Below are 14,046 nucleotides of genomic sequence, written 5' to 3'. Positions count from 1 at the left end.
CATGCAATGGGCCACGCGCCTTAAGGCGCTGCGTCAGCTGATCGCCGATGAAGGGCTGACCATCGCAATCCTTGCGGCGGTCGCCTCGGCGACGGCAATCGCGTTTGGCTTCAGTGCGGAAGCCGACATTGTCGCGTCGATGCTGATCATCAGCCTTGTGACCGCGTTGGCGGAAACCCGCCTGCGATCGGAAAAATAGCTGGCGCTGCCGCCAGCGGCCTTAGGAGGATGGCCCGCCCTGCTGCGCGGCGCGGCGCCGCAGGTCCTTGAGCTCCTCGAAACGCTTCGTTACGTCGCGCATCACGGCCACGGTGCCGGCGACACAATGCTCCGCGTCATGCAGCATCACGATGGTGAATTCGACGGAGATGCGCGCACCATTCTTGGTCAGCGCTGGCACCGACAACAGATCACCCTGACCGTAGCGGCTCGTCCCGGTCGCCATCGTATGTCGGAAGCCGGCCCAGTGACGCCCGCGCAAGGCTTCCGGAATGATCAGGTCGAGCGATTGTCCGACGGCTTCCTCAGGCGTGAAGCCGAATACCCTGACCGCGCCGGGATTCCACAGGGTGATGCGGCCTCCCGCATCGGTCGCAACGATCGCGTCCGACGCTCCGTTGAGCAACGCATCTCCCACCGCTGCCGCAATGTCCATCGCCTGACCTCCTGCTGATCCCGATCCTGCTCTGGACTCGGAGGACCGCGCTGACAAGCGAAGAATGCCGATGCAACCGATCGGCAATGCCGATAGCAATCGCGGTCAGCGCCGCCGCCGGGTGCCGGGCCTCGACCGCGGGACCTCGGTCGCAGCGTGGACCTGAGATGCGGCGAGGCGATGCATCATCGCGACCGCCCGCGCCAGATGGTCGTCCTGGCGATCGGCCGGATAGGCGACATAGGCCGGCATCGCAAAGGCGGGAGCACCGGCGACGGCGTGCAGCCGCCGCGTCTTCAGCAGCGGCTCCACGATGCGGCGCGCGAAGAAGCCGGAGCCGCCATTCTCCAGCAGATGCTGCAATCCGAGCCAGCCGATGTTCACCGTCAGCGCAGGGCCGGCGAAGTTCGGAAACAGCGTCGCGTGACGCGCGTAGAATTCCGGTCCCCAATCGACATAGACATAGCCCTGCCCCGGCTCCGGTGCACTCTTGGGATCGGTCGACACCAGGATGAGCTGTTCCTCGAACAGCTGCTCGACCTTGAGGCCGGGGCGGCTCTGCGGCGTGTACATCACACCGATATCGATGCGTCCCTCGACCAGCCCCTGCATCAGTTCGGGCTCGAGCGCGCTCTCGGCGCGGATCGAGATGTCGGGATGCGCCCGCGTCATCAGCGGCAGCCAGCGCAGCAAATACTCCTCCCAAAGCCCGATGCGGCCGCCGACCACCAGCGTCGCGGAAAACCCCTTGGGGATTCCGACATCGTGGCGCGCCTGCTCGACAGTGCGGACCAGCACCGAGGCATGGCGCTGAAACTGCCGGCCTGCCGGCGTCAGCGTGGTGCCGGCCTTGTTGCGCACGAACAGCACGCAGCCGAGCTGCTGCTCGAGGGTGTGAATGCGGGTGCTGACCGTCGACTGGCTGACATGAAGCCGTTCCGCCGCGGTGATGAAGTTGCCGGCGCTCACCACCGTCAGGAACGTCCGGGCCAGTTCGGTGTCCATGGCGCCTCACCCTTTGGTTCGATCAAATCGATATCAAAGGCCCCTCCTTCGCGGATGTCAAAATCGAGTACCGGCGACCGGTTAACCATCGCAAGCGCTTGACGCGGGCGGCCAAAGCCCGCATGCACAGGTCGTCAGTCGGCCGGACGGCCGCTCCCGCAAGCGCCGAAAGGCCGCGGGAGAGGAAAGTCCGGGCTCCATCGACATGCGGTGCCGGATAACGTCCGGCGGGGGCGACCCCAGGGAAAGTGCCACAGAGAACGAACCGCTCCCCCTTTCCGAAAGGGAGGGGACGAGTAAGGGTGAAAAGGTGCGGTAAGAGCGCACCGCGTTTCCGGCAACGGAGACGGCATGGCAAACCACACCGGGAGCAAAACCGAATAGGGACGGCAACGCGGTCAGTTCGCGCACGCGCGATAACACCGCAGGGCGATGTCAGGCCCGCTGTCCGGGTAGGTTGCTCGAGGCGAGGTGCAAACCTTGTCCCAGAGGAATGGCCGTCGCGTACCATTCGCAAGAATGGTGCCCTACAGAACCCGGCTTACAGGCCGGCTGATGCTTCTACCATGAGGGGCTCGGCGTAATGCGCCGGGCCCCTCGCCATATTCGTGACCATGAATTCGTCCCATTTGCTAGAGTGTCCCTTGCGGAGGATCGCAGATGGACCTTCAGAAGATCATGGCGAAGGCGCGAGATATCGCCAAGAGCACCGGCACGATCACGACCGAACAACTCAACGGCTTGTGCCCGAACAACATGGGGCCCGATGATATCGCGACTCTTTTTACGGCCCTGCGCGCCGAGGGAATTCGGCTGAAGGACGACGACGCGGAAGAGTAGCTGCCACCGTCTCGAACGCTGGGGCGCGCAATGCCGCTCGGCTGGATCGTCGTCGCGCTTTCGTCCGTTGTCCGAGCCTGATCTCCGCGCAAACGCTTTGCGTTAGCCACGTGCTTCGCACTTTTGCGGATCAGGGTTACGGCCACGATCGCTTGCAGCAGCGCCAACCCAAGGGGGAAGATCGCGACGCGGACCGCGCCGGAATCGCCATGCGAGTTGGCATCGACCGTGCATCGTGACATTCTTGTCGAGCAACCCTCAGAGGTCGGCGATGGAGCAGCGCGGTCCGGAATCACGTGTCGAGCGGCGACTGGCTGCGGTGCTGGCGGCCGACGTGGTGGGATACAGCCGCCTGATGGGCCGCGACGAGGAGCGCACGCTTGCCGAGCTGAAATCGCTGCGGCAAAGGCTGATCGATCCGACCTTCGCGACGCACCGTGGCCGCATCGTCAAGACCACGGGCGACGGCATGCTGGTCGAGTTCGCCAGCGCGGTCGATGCGGCACGATGCGCGGTTGAGCTGCAGCGCGGCATGGCCGCGTACAACGCCGAGCTGCCGCAAGAGGACCGGATCGACATCAGGATCGGCATTCACGTCGGCGATATCATCGTCGACGACCACGATATCTTTGGCGACGGCGTCAATATCGCCGCGCGTCTCGAAGGCATCGCCGAGCCCGGCGGCATCTGCCTGTCCGAGGACGCGCACCGCCAGATCCGCGGCAAGATCGACACCGCATTCGAGGACATCGGACCGCAGGTGCTGAAGAACATCGCCGAGCCGATGCGCGCCTGGCGTGCACGGCTGGATAGCGCCCCTCGTTCCTCCCCCGCCGAGACCACTCAGCCGCTGCGGCTTCCCGACAGGCCGTCAATCGCGGTGCTGCCGTTCCAGAACATGAGCGGCGATCCCGAGCAGGAGTATTTTGTCGACGGCCTGGTCGAGGACATCATCACCGCGCTGTCGCGCTTCAAGTCACTCTTCGTGATCGCGCGGAACTCGACCTTCACTTACAAGGGCCGTGCCGTCGACATCAAGCAGGTCGGCCGCGAGCTCGGCGTGCGCTACGTGCTCGAAGGCAGCGTGCGCAAGGCGGGCAACCGCGTGCGGATCACCGGCCAGCTCATCAAGGCCGACACCGGCACGCATATCTGGGCCGACCGTTACGACGGCGAACTGGCCGAGATTTTCGAGCTGCAAGACCGGGTGACCCGTGACGTCGTCGGTGCGATCGCGCCCCGGCTCGAGCAGGCCGAGATCGAGCGCGCGCGGCGCAAGCCGACCAGCAGCCTCGATGCCTACGACCATTATCTGCGTGCCCTCGCCTGCTCCTATCGCATGGACCGGCAGAGTATCGCCGAGGCGATGGAATTGGTGCGGAAGACGACCGAGCTCGACCCGGAATTCGCGACCGCGTACGGCCTCGGCGCCTGGTGTTACTACTGGCGTCGGGTGAATCGCTGGACCACCGAGCATGAGCAGGAGACCCGCGACGCCGCGCACCTCGCAGCCAGCGCAGCAGCGTTCGGCCAGGACGATGCCATCGCCCTTTCCTACGCCGGCATGGCTCTTGGCCATGTTGTCGGCGAGGCCGAGGCCGGTCTTGCGCTCGCCGACCGAGCGCGGCTGCTGAACACCAATCTCGCGATCGCCTGGCATGCCTCCGGCACGGTTTGTGTCCCGCGGGGTCCGCTGGACCAGGCAATCGAGCGGTTGTCGCATGCGCTGCGGCTCAGTCCGCTTGATCCGCTCAGCTTCTGCACGCTGAGCTACCTGGCACTCGCCAATTTCCTCGCCGGTCATGCCGATGCGGCGTGGCCGCTCGCGGAACGGGCGTGCCGCGATCAACCCCATTTCCTGCTGGCGTTACGCACCGCTGCGGCCAGCAATGCCGCCGCCGGACGCCTTGTGGAGGCGCGGGCGTTCGCAGCCCGCGCGCTTCAGCTCGATCCCGATCTCAGCCTCTCCAATCTGAAGTCACGCATAGGCCCCCTTCTCCCCGAACGGTTTGCCAAATACGCCGAGGCACTGCGCCAGGCCGGCGTGCCGGATTGAGGTGCGTGCGACGATGGGACCGAAGCGTGATGCACCGGCTTCGCCGGCTCCCGCGCCATTCCTGGCGGTGTGACGGCCGCAAATGCGAAGCTCGCCCCGGAATGACGACGGCTACGAGACAATCTCCTGCAGCAACGCCATCAGCGCTTCCGGCGCGGTGACGTTCGGCGAGTGGCTGGCGTCGATCTCGAAGCTGCGCCAGCCGGCTTCGTTCTTCGTGCGCCTGGCGAACTGGCCGAAGGTGTCCGCAGGCGTGATGCGGGTGGCGTAGATGTAGCTGCGCGGCAAAGTCGTCTCGCCGTGCTGCAGCTTCAGTTTCTGCTCGAAGCATTTGATCGGCATGTCGACCCTGCGCGCGGTCAGCCATTCGACGTCCGCGGGAGACGTATCCGGCGGCGTCGGCATCGGCGGAATGCGCCAGCCGTCGCCATTGGCCGCCGCCCCCCGCATCTCGATCGCCACCTCGTTGAGATCGAACAGCGACTGGCCGTCGCGCGGCACGAAGGCGTCGATATAGATCAGCTGCGCGATGCGCTCGCGCACCCGGTCGGCGACGCCGGTCGCGACCATGCCGCCATAGGAGTGGCCGACCAGCACAATGTCGCGCAGATCCTCGTATGAAATGACGCTGAGCACGTCCTGGATATGCGCCTCCAGGTCGAGCCCTTGATGCGCAAGGTGCACGCGCTCGCCGAGCCCGGTGTAGCTCGGCGTGACCAGCCTGTGCCCGGCGGCCTGCATCAGGGGATGCATTTTCTTCCACGCCCATCCGGCTGACCAGGCGCCGTGACAGACCAGAAAGGTTTTTTGCGAATTCGCAGTCGACACACTCGCAGTCATGGGGGTGCTTCCATTCGATTATCGTCGATGAGCCGCGATTTTGAAGTGTACCCGCCGCTCGCGTCGTGTAAACGTCGCGGCAAAACATGATCGTCATTCCGGGATGGTCCGAAGGACCAGACCCGGAATCTCGAGATTCTCAGGCGCGCAATTGCGCGCCTTAGTTCGATGCTTCGCATCGCCCCGGAATGACGACGAAGGAGAAAGCAACTGAACGCGGCAAGCTACGCGGTCCTGTTCTTCGGCGCGCTTGCCGGCGGTTTCGTCTCCGGTCTTGCCGGCTTCGGCACCGCGCTGATGGCGCTCGGCATCTGGCTCTATGTGCTGCCGCCGACGCTTGCGGTGCCGCTGGTGCTGGTCTGCTCGGTGATCGCGCAGGTGTCGACGCTGCCGTCGATCTGGAAGACCATCGATTTCCGCCTGGTCTGGCCGTTCGTGATCTGCGGACTCGCCGGTGTGCCGATCGGCATCTTGCTGATCGCCCGCGCCGACCCCGCGGTCTTCAAATTGGCGATCGGCGTCTTCCTCCTGGTGTTCCCGACCCTGCTATTCTTGCAGCGCAAGCCGATGTCGATCGCCTTCGGCGGCAAATGGGCCGACGGCGCGATCGGATTTGCCGGCGGCATCCTCGGCGGCCTCGCCGGACTGTCCGGCCCGCTGCCGATCCTGTGGGCGAGCCTGCGCGGCTGGGGCAAGCAGCAGCGTCGCGGCGTGTTTCAGATCTTCAACTTCACGATCCTGGCGGCCGCGCTTCTGGTCCAGATCGCAAGCGGCCTGGTGAAGCCCGAATTGATCTGGCTCGTGGCCTGTGCGTTTCCAGGAACGCTGCTCGGCGCCTGGCTCGGCGCGCGCCTCTACCACGCGCTTAGCGACCGCAATTTTTCCGACGTCGTGCTGGTGCTGCTGTTCCTGTCCGGCGTGGCGCTGGTGTGGAACGGGCTGGCGCCGAAATAGCCGACAGCGCGCGGCTGACGGACATCGGTCCATCAGCCACGCGCCATCGCCTACTCCGCCGCGGCCTGGCCGAACTCGGTCGCCTGCCGCTCGAACAGGCCGCGGTAGATGCCGCCCTGCCGTGCGGCAAGCGCCTCATGCGTGCCCTGCTCGACGATCTCACCGCGATCGAACACCAGGATGCGATCCATGCTGCGCACGGTCGACAGCCGGTGCGCGATCACGATCGAGGTCCGGCCCTTCATCAGCCGCTCCATCGCCTGCTGGATCAGCGCCTCGGATTCCGAATCGAGGCTCGAGGTCGCCTCGTCCAGGATCAGGATCGGCGCATCCGCCAGGAACGCGCGCGCCAGCGCCACGCGCTGCCGCTCGCCGCCCGACAGCTTGACGCCGCGCTCACCCACCAGCGTGCCGTAATCCTTCGGCAGCCGCATGATGAAGTCGTGCGCATTGGCAAGCCGCGCCGCCTGCTCGATCGCCTCCATGCTGGCGCCCGGCCGGCCGTAGGCGATGTTCTCCGCCAGCGTGCGGTGAAACAGGATCGGCTCCTGCTGCACGATCGCGATCTGGCTGCGCAACGATTGCTGCGTCGCCTTGGCGATGTCCTGACCGTCGATCAGGATTTTGCCACTGGTGACGTCGTAGAGCCGCTGCACCAGCTTGACGAAGGTCGTCTTGCCGGAGCCGGAGCGCCCGACCAGGCCGACGCGCTCGCCGGCATCGATGTCGACCGACAACCCGTCATAGAGCGGCCGGCGATGGCCGCCATAGTGGAACGTGACGTCGTCGAACACGATGCTGCCGCCCTGGATGTCGATCGTCCTGGCATCGACCGCATCGACGATGCCGAGCGGCTCGCCATGGATCTGCACCAGTTCCTCCATGTCGTTCACCGAACGCTGCAGGTTGTTGATGTGCATGCCGACATCCCGCAAGTAGGCGTGGATGATGTAGTAGCTGGTCAGCACATAGGTGACGTCGCCCGGCGTGGCGTGGCCGGCCGCCCACAGCAGGATCGCGCCGCCGATCACCGACGCGCGGAAGCACAGCAGCACCAGGAGCTGCGCCGTCGAGGTGTGGTTGTAGCGCAACCAGGTCCGCCACACCCGTCGGCGCCAACGGCTGATGACGCCGTCAAGCCGCATATCCTCGCGCGTCTCGGCGCCGAACGACTTCACCACCGCGTTGCAGGTCAAGGCATCGGCCAGCGTGCCGCCGACCTTGGTGTCCCACGCGTTGGAGACGCGCGCGGCAGGCGCGACGTAGCGCACCTGGAACACCATGGTCATCGCGACATAGATCACCGAACCCACGGCGATCACCGCGCCAAGCTGCGGCCAGTGCAGCCCGAGCAGGATCATCGAGCCGAGCAGCACCACGAGCGACGGCAACAGCGCCATCAGGATGGTGTCGTTCAACAGGTCGAGCGCCCACATGCCGCGCGTGATCTTGCGCACGGTGGAGCCCGCGAACGAGTTGGCGTGCCAGTCGGTCGAGAAGCGTTGCACGCGCATGAAGGCCTGCTGCCCGACATCGGACATCGTCTTCAGCGTGAACGGCACGATGGTCTGGATACCGACCAGCCGCAGCAGCAGCGATAGCGCGCCGAGGCCGACGATGGCACCGAACGCCAGCATCGCCGCATGGCGCGCGGCGGTATCGGCGGCGCCCGCGGTCAACGCGTCGACCAGATGGCCGGAGAACACCGGCATGAACAGGTCGGCCGCGGTCGCACCGAGGAAGCCCGCTGTCACGGCGAAGGCGCGCAGCGGCTGCTCCAGCCAATGGCGGAACACGAATGGCAGGACGATCCGGATCGCGGCCGGTCGCTTTGATGTCAGAGAGGTCATGGCACATTCCGGCCACGCTTCTGCAGCGCAAGCCGGCTCCATCTGAGGCGACAGGCGGACGGAATCCGGCCGCTGATGTCGCTGGAAATTGTAGATAACGTGTTGGGAAGTTTGGGTGATCGGGGATCAGGCCCGATCAGCGCCGGGAGCTAACGCGAAGGCGCGTCAAGCACCGTCGAACGCGGGCGCGCGATCTGCGAAATAAACGACTTCATGCGCATCTCCCGGGTTCGAGTAAGGAATGCGCTGCTTATAAATGCATCACGCGCGATTGGCAAGATGACAAGCGCGTGAGTGCGTCAATGTGTCGGCGATGCAACGCTCTGCCCGCGACCGGGCGCACACCGCACGCGAAGCCGACGCGCTCAATGCGCGTCGCCGCCGCCTGCGGTCATCGACGGCGGCTTGTTGACGAACAGCACCAGCAGGCTGAGGCCGACATAGAACAGCGACAGCATGAAGAAGGCGTCGCCATAGCTCATCACCTGGGCCTGGCGGTGCACGAGCTGCGAGAGCTGCTTCATCGCCATGGTGGCGGAATCGCCCATGCCCTGCAGGCGCTGGGTGAAATTGTTGAGGGTCTCGACCGCGGTCGCGTTGCCCCAGGTCACGCGGTCCTGCAGCCGCGAGATGTGCAGATCGGTGCGGTCGTTGAGCGCTTCGTTGATCAAAGCGAGCCCGACCGCGCCGCCGAGATTGCGCATCAGGTTGAACAGGCCGGAGGCGTTCTTGACGCGGTCCTGCGGCAGCGTGGCGAGCGCGATGTTGTTGGTCGGCACCATCGCACACATCATGCCGATGCCGCGCAGGATCTGCGGCACCAGGAGCTCGTAGAAATCGTACTCGCGCGTGATCCAGGTCATCTGCCAGGAGCCGAGCGCGAAGGTGACGAGGCCAAAGGCGATGATGTAGCGCAGATCGACCTTCTGCATCAGCCGGCCGACCACCGGGGCCATGAAGAACATGGTGACGCCGGAGACGAACATGGTCTCGCCGATCATCAGCGCGCTGTAGCCGCGGATCTCGGCGAGATAGCGCGGATAGACATAGGTCAGGCCGTAGAGCCCGATACCGATGCAGAACTGCAGCACGCAGCCGACCGCGAAGTTGCGGTTGGAGAAGGCATAGAGATCGACGATCGGCTCCTCCGCGGTCAGCACCCGCCAGAAGAAGGCGACCGCCGAGACGAAGCCGATCGCGGCGCAGATCGCCACCGAAGTGTCCTGCAGCCATTCATATTGCGGGCCCTCCTCCAGCACATATTCGAGCGAGCCGAGGAAGCCGCCCATGAAGATCAGGCCCCACCAGTCGAAGCGCTCGAGCAGCGCGAAGTTCGGCTGGTCGAAATCGACCAGCGCCAGAACGCCGACGGTGATGATGACGCCGGGCACGATGTTGATGAAGAACAGCCAGTGCCACGACATCAGATCGGTGATGTAGCCGCCGACGGTCGGCCCGACGGTCGGCGCCAGGGTCGCGACCAGGCCGATGATCGGCGCCACAATGTAGAACTTGGAGCGCGGGAAGATGGTGTAGGCCGAGGCGAACACCGTCGGGATCATGCCGGCGCCGAGGAAGCCCTGCAGCGCGCGCCACAGGATCATCTGCTCGATCGAGGAGGCGAAGCCGCACAACAGGCTCGACACCGTGAAGCCGAACGCCGAGATCGCAAACAACAGCCGGGTGCCGAGCGCGCGCGACAGGAAGCCGGACAGCGGGATCGCGATCACCTCGGCGATCAGATAGGCGGTCTGCACCCACGACACTTCGGTCGACGACGCCGACAGGCCGGCCTGGATCTCGGTGAGCGAGGCCGAGACGATTTGGATGTCCAGGATCGACATGAACATGCCGAACACCATGATGATGAAGGCGACCACCCGCTTGGGCTGGAGCCGCTCGGTCTCCGAAGCGCCGGTCATCATCGAGGGCGAAGCAGTGGTCGCGTCGGCCATGGGCTCATCAGGCTCCGCGCTTCGAACCTGCGGTTCGAAGCTTCAAGGCATCACTGCGGATGGATCATCATCGGCGCGTCGAGGTCGGTATCGGCGTCGGCATCGGCCGCGCCCTCTCGCGTGTCGACGGTGGTGTAGACCGACATCCCGGCGCGCAGCATGCCCTGCTTCGCAACGCTGTTCGGCACCCGGATGCGGACCGGCAGACGCTGCACGATCTTGGTGAAGTTACCGGTGGCGTTGTCGGGCGGCAGCAGCGTGAACACCGAGCCCGCGGCCGGCGAGATGCTGTCGACGATGCCGGTGAACTTGCGGAAGCCGTAGGCGTCGACCTTGATCGTCACCCGCTGCCCGGTGCGGATGCGCTTGAGCTGGGTCTCTTTGTAGTTGGCGTCGATGAAGACGCCGTCGAGCGGCACCACATTGCCGAGCCGCTGGCCGACGTTGATGTAATCGCCGGTGTTGACGAGACGGTTGGAGAAGGTGCCGTCGACCGGCGCGCGCACCTGGGTGAAATCGAGATCGCGCTCGGCCTTGGCGAGCTGGGTCTGCAACTCGGCGAGCTGGGCGCGGGCCTCGGCCTGCTGCGCCTTGGTGACATCGACGTTGCTCTTTGCGGCGTCGAAGGCGGCCTGCGCCGACCGCACGGCGGCCGCGCCCTGATCACGGCCGGCTTCGGAGACTTCGAAGGTGGCGCGCGAGGCAAAGCCCTTGGTGCTCAGCGCCTGCTGGCGATCGAAATCGAGATCGGCGCGCTTCAGGCCGGCTTCGGCGGAGACGAGCTGCGCCTGCGCCTGCTCGACCGCGCTTTCGGCCGCAGCGACCTGGCGGCCGATGCGCTCGATCGTCGCCTGCTGGGTCGCGATCCGCGTGCGCGCGGCGTCGACCGCGATGCGATAGTCGCCGTCATCGATCCGGAAGATCACATCGCCGGCGCGCACCACCGCGTTGTCGCCGGGCAGGATCGCCGCGATATGGCCCGCGACGCGCGCGCCGAGCATGGTGTTGTTGGCGCGGACATAGGCGTCGTCGGTCGAGATGTAGAAGCGCCCGACCATCAGGTAGTAAGCGGCATAGCTCGCGGCGGCGAGCGCGAGCAGCCCGAGCACGCCCATCATCACGAATCTGCGCTTGCCGGACTTCGGCGCCGCGGCGGCGGGCGACGCCGCCGGCTGTTCGGGCGCAGAAGCGGGCGGCGCCTCGGCGGGAAGCTTGTCGCCGGGAAGCTTGTCGCCGGGACTCTTGTCGCCGGGACTCTTGGCTTCGTCGGCCCTTTTTGCTTCGTCGGTTCTGGCCTGCTCGCCGAGGTCGGCAGACGCGTCGCGCGCCACCGCGTCCGCGGCCATCTCAGGCCCGGAACGAACAATGCGTGCAGCCTGATCCCGTGCTGCGGCCATAACCAAGGCTCCCCACCAAAAATCTTGACGCGCGCAATGGCGGAAGAAGGGCCGTGCGGCGCATCGTCACTCTCGCTAATACCATTGACCGAACGGTTCGGTCAATCTACATTCCCGCCCAGCGGATTATAAGGCTTCGATTCTTCCCGGACTGATTCCGGGTTGAGTTCGTTCGCGAGAAGCTAAATCAATGGTTGCAGCGCCCCCAAACCCCCTCCACCTCGTCGTCGGCGACGAGGAGTCCTCGAAGCGCCGCCAGATCCTGGACGGTGCCCGCAAGGTATTCCTGGAGCTCGGCTTCGACGGCGCCAGCATGGGCGAGATCGCCCGCGCCGCTGCCGTCTCCAAGGGCACCCTGTACGTGTATTTCCCCGACAAGGCCGGGCTGTTCGCGGCGATCGTCGAGGAGGAGAAGCGCGAGCAGGGCAAGGTCGCCTTCAACTTCGATCCGGCACGCGACGTCGACACCACCCTCCCCGAATTCGGCCGTGCCTATGTCGCGGTGCTGTGCCGGCCCGGCGGCGGCTCCGCGATCCGCACTGTGATGGCGATCGCCGAGCGGATGCCCGAGCTCGGCAGCCGGTTCTACACCCATGTGATCGCCCACACCGTCGACCGCTTCGCCGCCTATCTCGAGGCGCGCGCCGCGCTCGGCGAGCTCGAGATCGACGACTATCAGCTCGCGGCCTGGCAGTTCATGCAGATGTGCCAGGCAACGCTGTTCCAGGCGTTCATCTTCCAGGCCAATCCGTCACCCTCGCCGGAGCGGATCGCAACCGTCGTCGACAGCGCGACGCGCGTGTTCTTCGCGGCATACCGGCCGAAGCAGGCGAATTGATCCCCCGCCGTCGCAAGATGGGCGAGTGACGGTCCAATCCGACTATTTCTTTTGGTAGGACCGCAACTTGGCGCTTGTCGCGCGACGCCACCTCGCGCGACAATTCCCTGTATGAGCGGGGATATCGACCCAGATCAAATGTCCAGCGTGATGGCGCGGCTGGGGGAGGCAGTGGTCGACCCGACGGCGTGGACCGATATCATGACGTCGATCTGCGAAGCGGTAGGCGCAACCGGCGCCGTGCTGCTGCAAAGCGACGTGCGGACCCCGGACGTGCCGCGCACCGCGTCGACCGAAGAGATGGTGCAGTTCTACTTCGCACACAACTGGCAAGAGCAGGACTCGCGCGCTCCAGGCGTTCCGCGAGCAATGGCCGGCGAAGTGATCACCGATCAGGATTTGCTGACGCCCGAGCAGATCCGGTCGGATCCGATGTACAATGAGGTGCTGTATCCGTTCGGCTTCAAGTGGTTCGCCGGCATCGGCTTCTGGGCCGACAGCGCACCGTGGGTGCTGACGTTGCAGCGCACCGGAGAGGAAGGACATTTCGAGACACGCGAGACGCGGCTGCTGGCGCAGCTGGGGCCGCGCCTGACGGAGACAGCGACACTGTCGACTGCGGTCGGCCGCATCGCGCTCGCCTCCATGACCGGCATTCTCGACCGGGTGCGGCAGCCGGCGGTCGCACTCGATCGCGCGGGCCTCGTGATCGATCGCAACGAAGCCGCCGATGCCGGCTTCGATGCGGACATCAGGATCAGGGACCGCCGGCTGATCGTGCGCGACAAAGCGGCACAGGCGCGGCTTGATCAAGTCGTCGATCTGATCCGCGCCGCACCCGAGCGCGCGGCGCTGCCGATCGAACCGATCGTGATCCGCCGTACGCACAAGGGGCCGGTGGTTTTGCGCGTGTTGCCGATCGACGGTGCGGCACGCAACGTCTTCCTCGGCGCGCGGGCGATGCTGATCTTCGTCAATTTGACGCCACGCGCGCTGCCCGAGCCCGGCATGATCGCGCAGGCATTCAGCCTCACGCCGGCAGAAGCGCGGCTGGTGGCGCTGCTCGCGGGCGGCCTCTCGATCGACGACGCTGCCGAACGGCTCGGGATCGTTCGCGACACGGCACGCAACCAGTTGAAGTCGGCCTTCGCCAAAACCGGCACGCACCGCCAGCCCGAACTGGTCAACCTCGTCCTTCGGATCGCCTGAGAGAGATTCGACTCAATCCACAATGATGCTCACCCGCCCGATTTCGCCCAGCACGGCCGGGCGTTGACCGCCGTACGCGCCGCTCTTGAGCACGGCCGTATACGATCCAGCCGCGCTATAGACGTGCGTCCGTCGAAAGCCGCGGATCGGTGAGATCGTGTCATCGGTCCGGCCGTCGCCGAAATCGAGCACGACCACCGCCTCCGGCATCCCCGGCCCCATGCCGGTGAAGGTCACTTCGAGTGGCGCCGCGCCCGAGATCGGCGAAACGGCAAGAGCACTTGTCGCGTTCATCTGCGTCGTCGCGGTCATGTCGATCACACCAAGGGTGATTGCGGAGATGGCAAATGCCGGCAAACGCCACGTCATTTCGAATGTTCCGATCATCCACCCGCCGCAAGCAGATTGCAGCGGGTGGTTTCATGAATCAAGCGGCAGGACGACCTC

At 65.6% G+C, this 14,046-nt stretch carries 13 protein-coding genes and 1 other RNA gene; 7 read left to right on the top strand and 7 right to left on the bottom strand.

Annotated features, from left to right (window positions below; all coding sequences use genetic code 11):
• Position 1 precedes the first annotated feature (1 nt).
• The gene (locus AAFG07_RS12970) at positions 2–199 is read left to right on the top strand and encodes a hypothetical protein (protein ID WP_342727609.1); all 198 of its coding nucleotides are present in this window, start codon (positions 2–4) and stop codon (positions 197–199) included.
• Between the two features lie 21 nt (positions 200–220).
• Here AAFG07_RS12970 and AAFG07_RS12965 read toward each other — a convergent pair whose 3' ends face one another.
• Positions 221–655 (bottom strand): PAS domain-containing protein, encoded by a 435-nt coding sequence (locus tag AAFG07_RS12965; protein WP_342727608.1) that lies wholly within the window; start codon positions 653–655, stop codon positions 221–223.
• A 105-nt stretch (positions 656–760) separates the two neighbouring features.
• On the bottom strand, positions 761–1,660 hold the full coding sequence (locus AAFG07_RS12960) for a LysR family transcriptional regulator (RefSeq protein WP_342727607.1): 900 nt from the start codon (positions 1,658–1,660) through the stop codon (positions 761–763).
• Positions 1,661–1,794: 134 nt separating this feature from the next.
• Between AAFG07_RS12960 and rnpB the strand changes: the two genes are divergently transcribed.
• The 3 genes from rnpB to AAFG07_RS12945 all read left to right on the top strand — a co-directional run bounded on the left by rnpB (position 1,795) and on the right by AAFG07_RS12945 (position 4,556).
• An RNA gene (gene rnpB / locus AAFG07_RS12955) (RNase P RNA component class A) lies at positions 1,795–2,220 on the top strand.
• Positions 2,221–2,320: 100 nt separating this feature from the next.
• Positions 2,321–2,500, top strand: a complete 180-nt coding sequence (locus tag AAFG07_RS12950; RefSeq protein ID WP_342727606.1) for a hypothetical protein — start codon at positions 2,321–2,323, stop codon at positions 2,498–2,500.
• A gap of 271 nt (positions 2,501–2,771) precedes the next feature.
• Positions 2,772–4,556: an adenylate/guanylate cyclase domain-containing protein gene (locus AAFG07_RS12945; protein WP_342727605.1), complete on the top strand. Its 1,785-nt coding sequence runs from the start codon at positions 2,772–2,774 to the stop codon at positions 4,554–4,556.
• A 111-nt stretch (positions 4,557–4,667) separates the two neighbouring features.
• On the opposite strand, the gene AAFG07_RS12940 is transcribed toward AAFG07_RS12945, so the two are convergent.
• Entirely contained in the window at positions 4,668–5,396 is a 729-nt protein-coding gene (locus AAFG07_RS12940; protein ID WP_342727604.1) for an alpha/beta hydrolase, read from the bottom strand.
• Positions 5,397–5,606: 210 nt separating this feature from the next.
• Between AAFG07_RS12940 and AAFG07_RS12935 the strand changes: the two genes are divergently transcribed.
• Positions 5,607–6,350 carry a sulfite exporter TauE/SafE family protein gene (locus AAFG07_RS12935; protein WP_342729140.1) on the top strand — a complete coding sequence of 248 codons (744 nt, stop codon included), beginning with the start codon at positions 5,607–5,609 and terminating at the stop codon, positions 6,348–6,350.
• A gap of 50 nt (positions 6,351–6,400) precedes the next feature.
• Here AAFG07_RS12935 and AAFG07_RS12930 read toward each other — a convergent pair whose 3' ends face one another.
• From AAFG07_RS12930 to AAFG07_RS12920, 3 genes are all read right to left on the bottom strand, one after another.
• Entirely contained in the window at positions 6,401–8,200 is a 1,800-nt protein-coding gene (locus tag AAFG07_RS12930) for an ABC transporter ATP-binding protein (RefSeq protein ID WP_342727603.1), read from the bottom strand.
• A 365-nt stretch (positions 8,201–8,565) separates the two neighbouring features.
• Positions 8,566–10,155 (bottom strand): DHA2 family efflux MFS transporter permease subunit, encoded by a 1,590-nt coding sequence (locus AAFG07_RS12925; RefSeq protein WP_342727602.1) that lies wholly within the window; start codon positions 10,153–10,155, stop codon positions 8,566–8,568.
• A 50-nt stretch (positions 10,156–10,205) separates the two neighbouring features.
• Positions 10,206–11,552 carry an HlyD family secretion protein gene (locus AAFG07_RS12920; RefSeq protein WP_342727601.1) on the bottom strand — a complete coding sequence of 449 codons (1,347 nt, stop codon included), beginning with the start codon at positions 11,550–11,552 and terminating at the stop codon, positions 10,206–10,208.
• Positions 11,553–11,742: 190 nt separating this feature from the next.
• Here AAFG07_RS12920 and AAFG07_RS12915 point away from each other — a divergent pair, with 190 nt between their 5' ends.
• Positions 11,743–12,390: a TetR/AcrR family transcriptional regulator gene (locus AAFG07_RS12915; protein WP_342727600.1), complete on the top strand. Its 648-nt coding sequence runs from the start codon at positions 11,743–11,745 to the stop codon at positions 12,388–12,390.
• A 138-nt stretch (positions 12,391–12,528) separates the two neighbouring features.
• Complete coding sequence (locus AAFG07_RS12910) at positions 12,529–13,599, top strand: helix-turn-helix transcriptional regulator (protein ID WP_342727599.1); 1,071 nt, start codon at positions 12,529–12,531, stop codon at positions 13,597–13,599.
• A gap of 12 nt (positions 13,600–13,611) precedes the next feature.
• On the opposite strand, the gene AAFG07_RS12905 is transcribed toward AAFG07_RS12910, so the two are convergent.
• A complete protein-coding gene (locus AAFG07_RS12905; protein WP_342727598.1) occupies positions 13,612–13,986 on the bottom strand; it encodes a hypothetical protein in 375 nt (124 codons plus the stop codon).
• Positions 13,987–14,046 lie beyond the last annotated feature (60 nt).

This window comes from Bradyrhizobium sp. B097 (genome assembly GCF_038957035.1).
Classification (GTDB): domain Bacteria; phylum Pseudomonadota; class Alphaproteobacteria; order Rhizobiales; family Xanthobacteraceae; genus Bradyrhizobium.
This window is presented reverse-complemented; position numbering and strand designations above follow the sequence as displayed.

What these genes read in the sequence shown, in the direction of transcription:
- AAFG07_RS12915 (WP_342727600.1), top strand. Translation starts at nt 11,743, where the DNA reads ATGGTTGCAGCGCCCCCAAACCCCCTCCACCTCGTCGTCGGCGACGAG.
- AAFG07_RS12950 (WP_342727606.1), top strand. Translation starts at nt 2,321, where the DNA reads ATGGACCTTCAGAAGATCATGGCGAAGGCGCGAGATATCGCCAAGAGC.
- AAFG07_RS12910 (WP_342727599.1), top strand. Translation starts at nt 12,529, where the DNA reads ATGTCCAGCGTGATGGCGCGGCTGGGGGAGGCAGTGGTCGACCCGACG.
- AAFG07_RS12960 (WP_342727607.1), bottom strand. Translation starts at nt 1,660, where the DNA reads ATGGACACCGAACTGGCCCGGACGTTCCTGACGGTGGTGAGCGCCGGC.
- AAFG07_RS12945 (WP_342727605.1), top strand. Translation starts at nt 2,772, where the DNA reads ATGGAGCAGCGCGGTCCGGAATCACGTGTCGAGCGGCGACTGGCTGCG.
- AAFG07_RS12940 (WP_342727604.1), bottom strand. Translation starts at nt 5,396, where the DNA reads ATGACTGCGAGTGTGTCGACTGCGAATTCGCAAAAAACCTTTCTGGTC.
- AAFG07_RS12905 (WP_342727598.1), bottom strand. Translation starts at nt 13,986, where the DNA reads ATGATCGGAACATTCGAAATGACGTGGCGTTTGCCGGCATTTGCCATC.
- AAFG07_RS12925 (WP_342727602.1), bottom strand. Translation starts at nt 10,155, where the DNA reads ATGGCCGACGCGACCACTGCTTCGCCCTCGATGATGACCGGCGCTTCG.
- AAFG07_RS12930 (WP_342727603.1), bottom strand. Translation starts at nt 8,200, where the DNA reads ATGACCTCTCTGACATCAAAGCGACCGGCCGCGATCCGGATCGTCCTG.
- AAFG07_RS12920 (WP_342727601.1), bottom strand. Translation starts at nt 11,552, where the DNA reads ATGGCCGCAGCACGGGATCAGGCTGCACGCATTGTTCGTTCCGGGCCT.
- AAFG07_RS12965 (WP_342727608.1), bottom strand. Translation starts at nt 655, where the DNA reads ATGGACATTGCGGCAGCGGTGGGAGATGCGTTGCTCAACGGAGCGTCG.
- AAFG07_RS12970 (WP_342727609.1), top strand. Translation starts at nt 2, where the DNA reads ATGCAATGGGCCACGCGCCTTAAGGCGCTGCGTCAGCTGATCGCCGAT.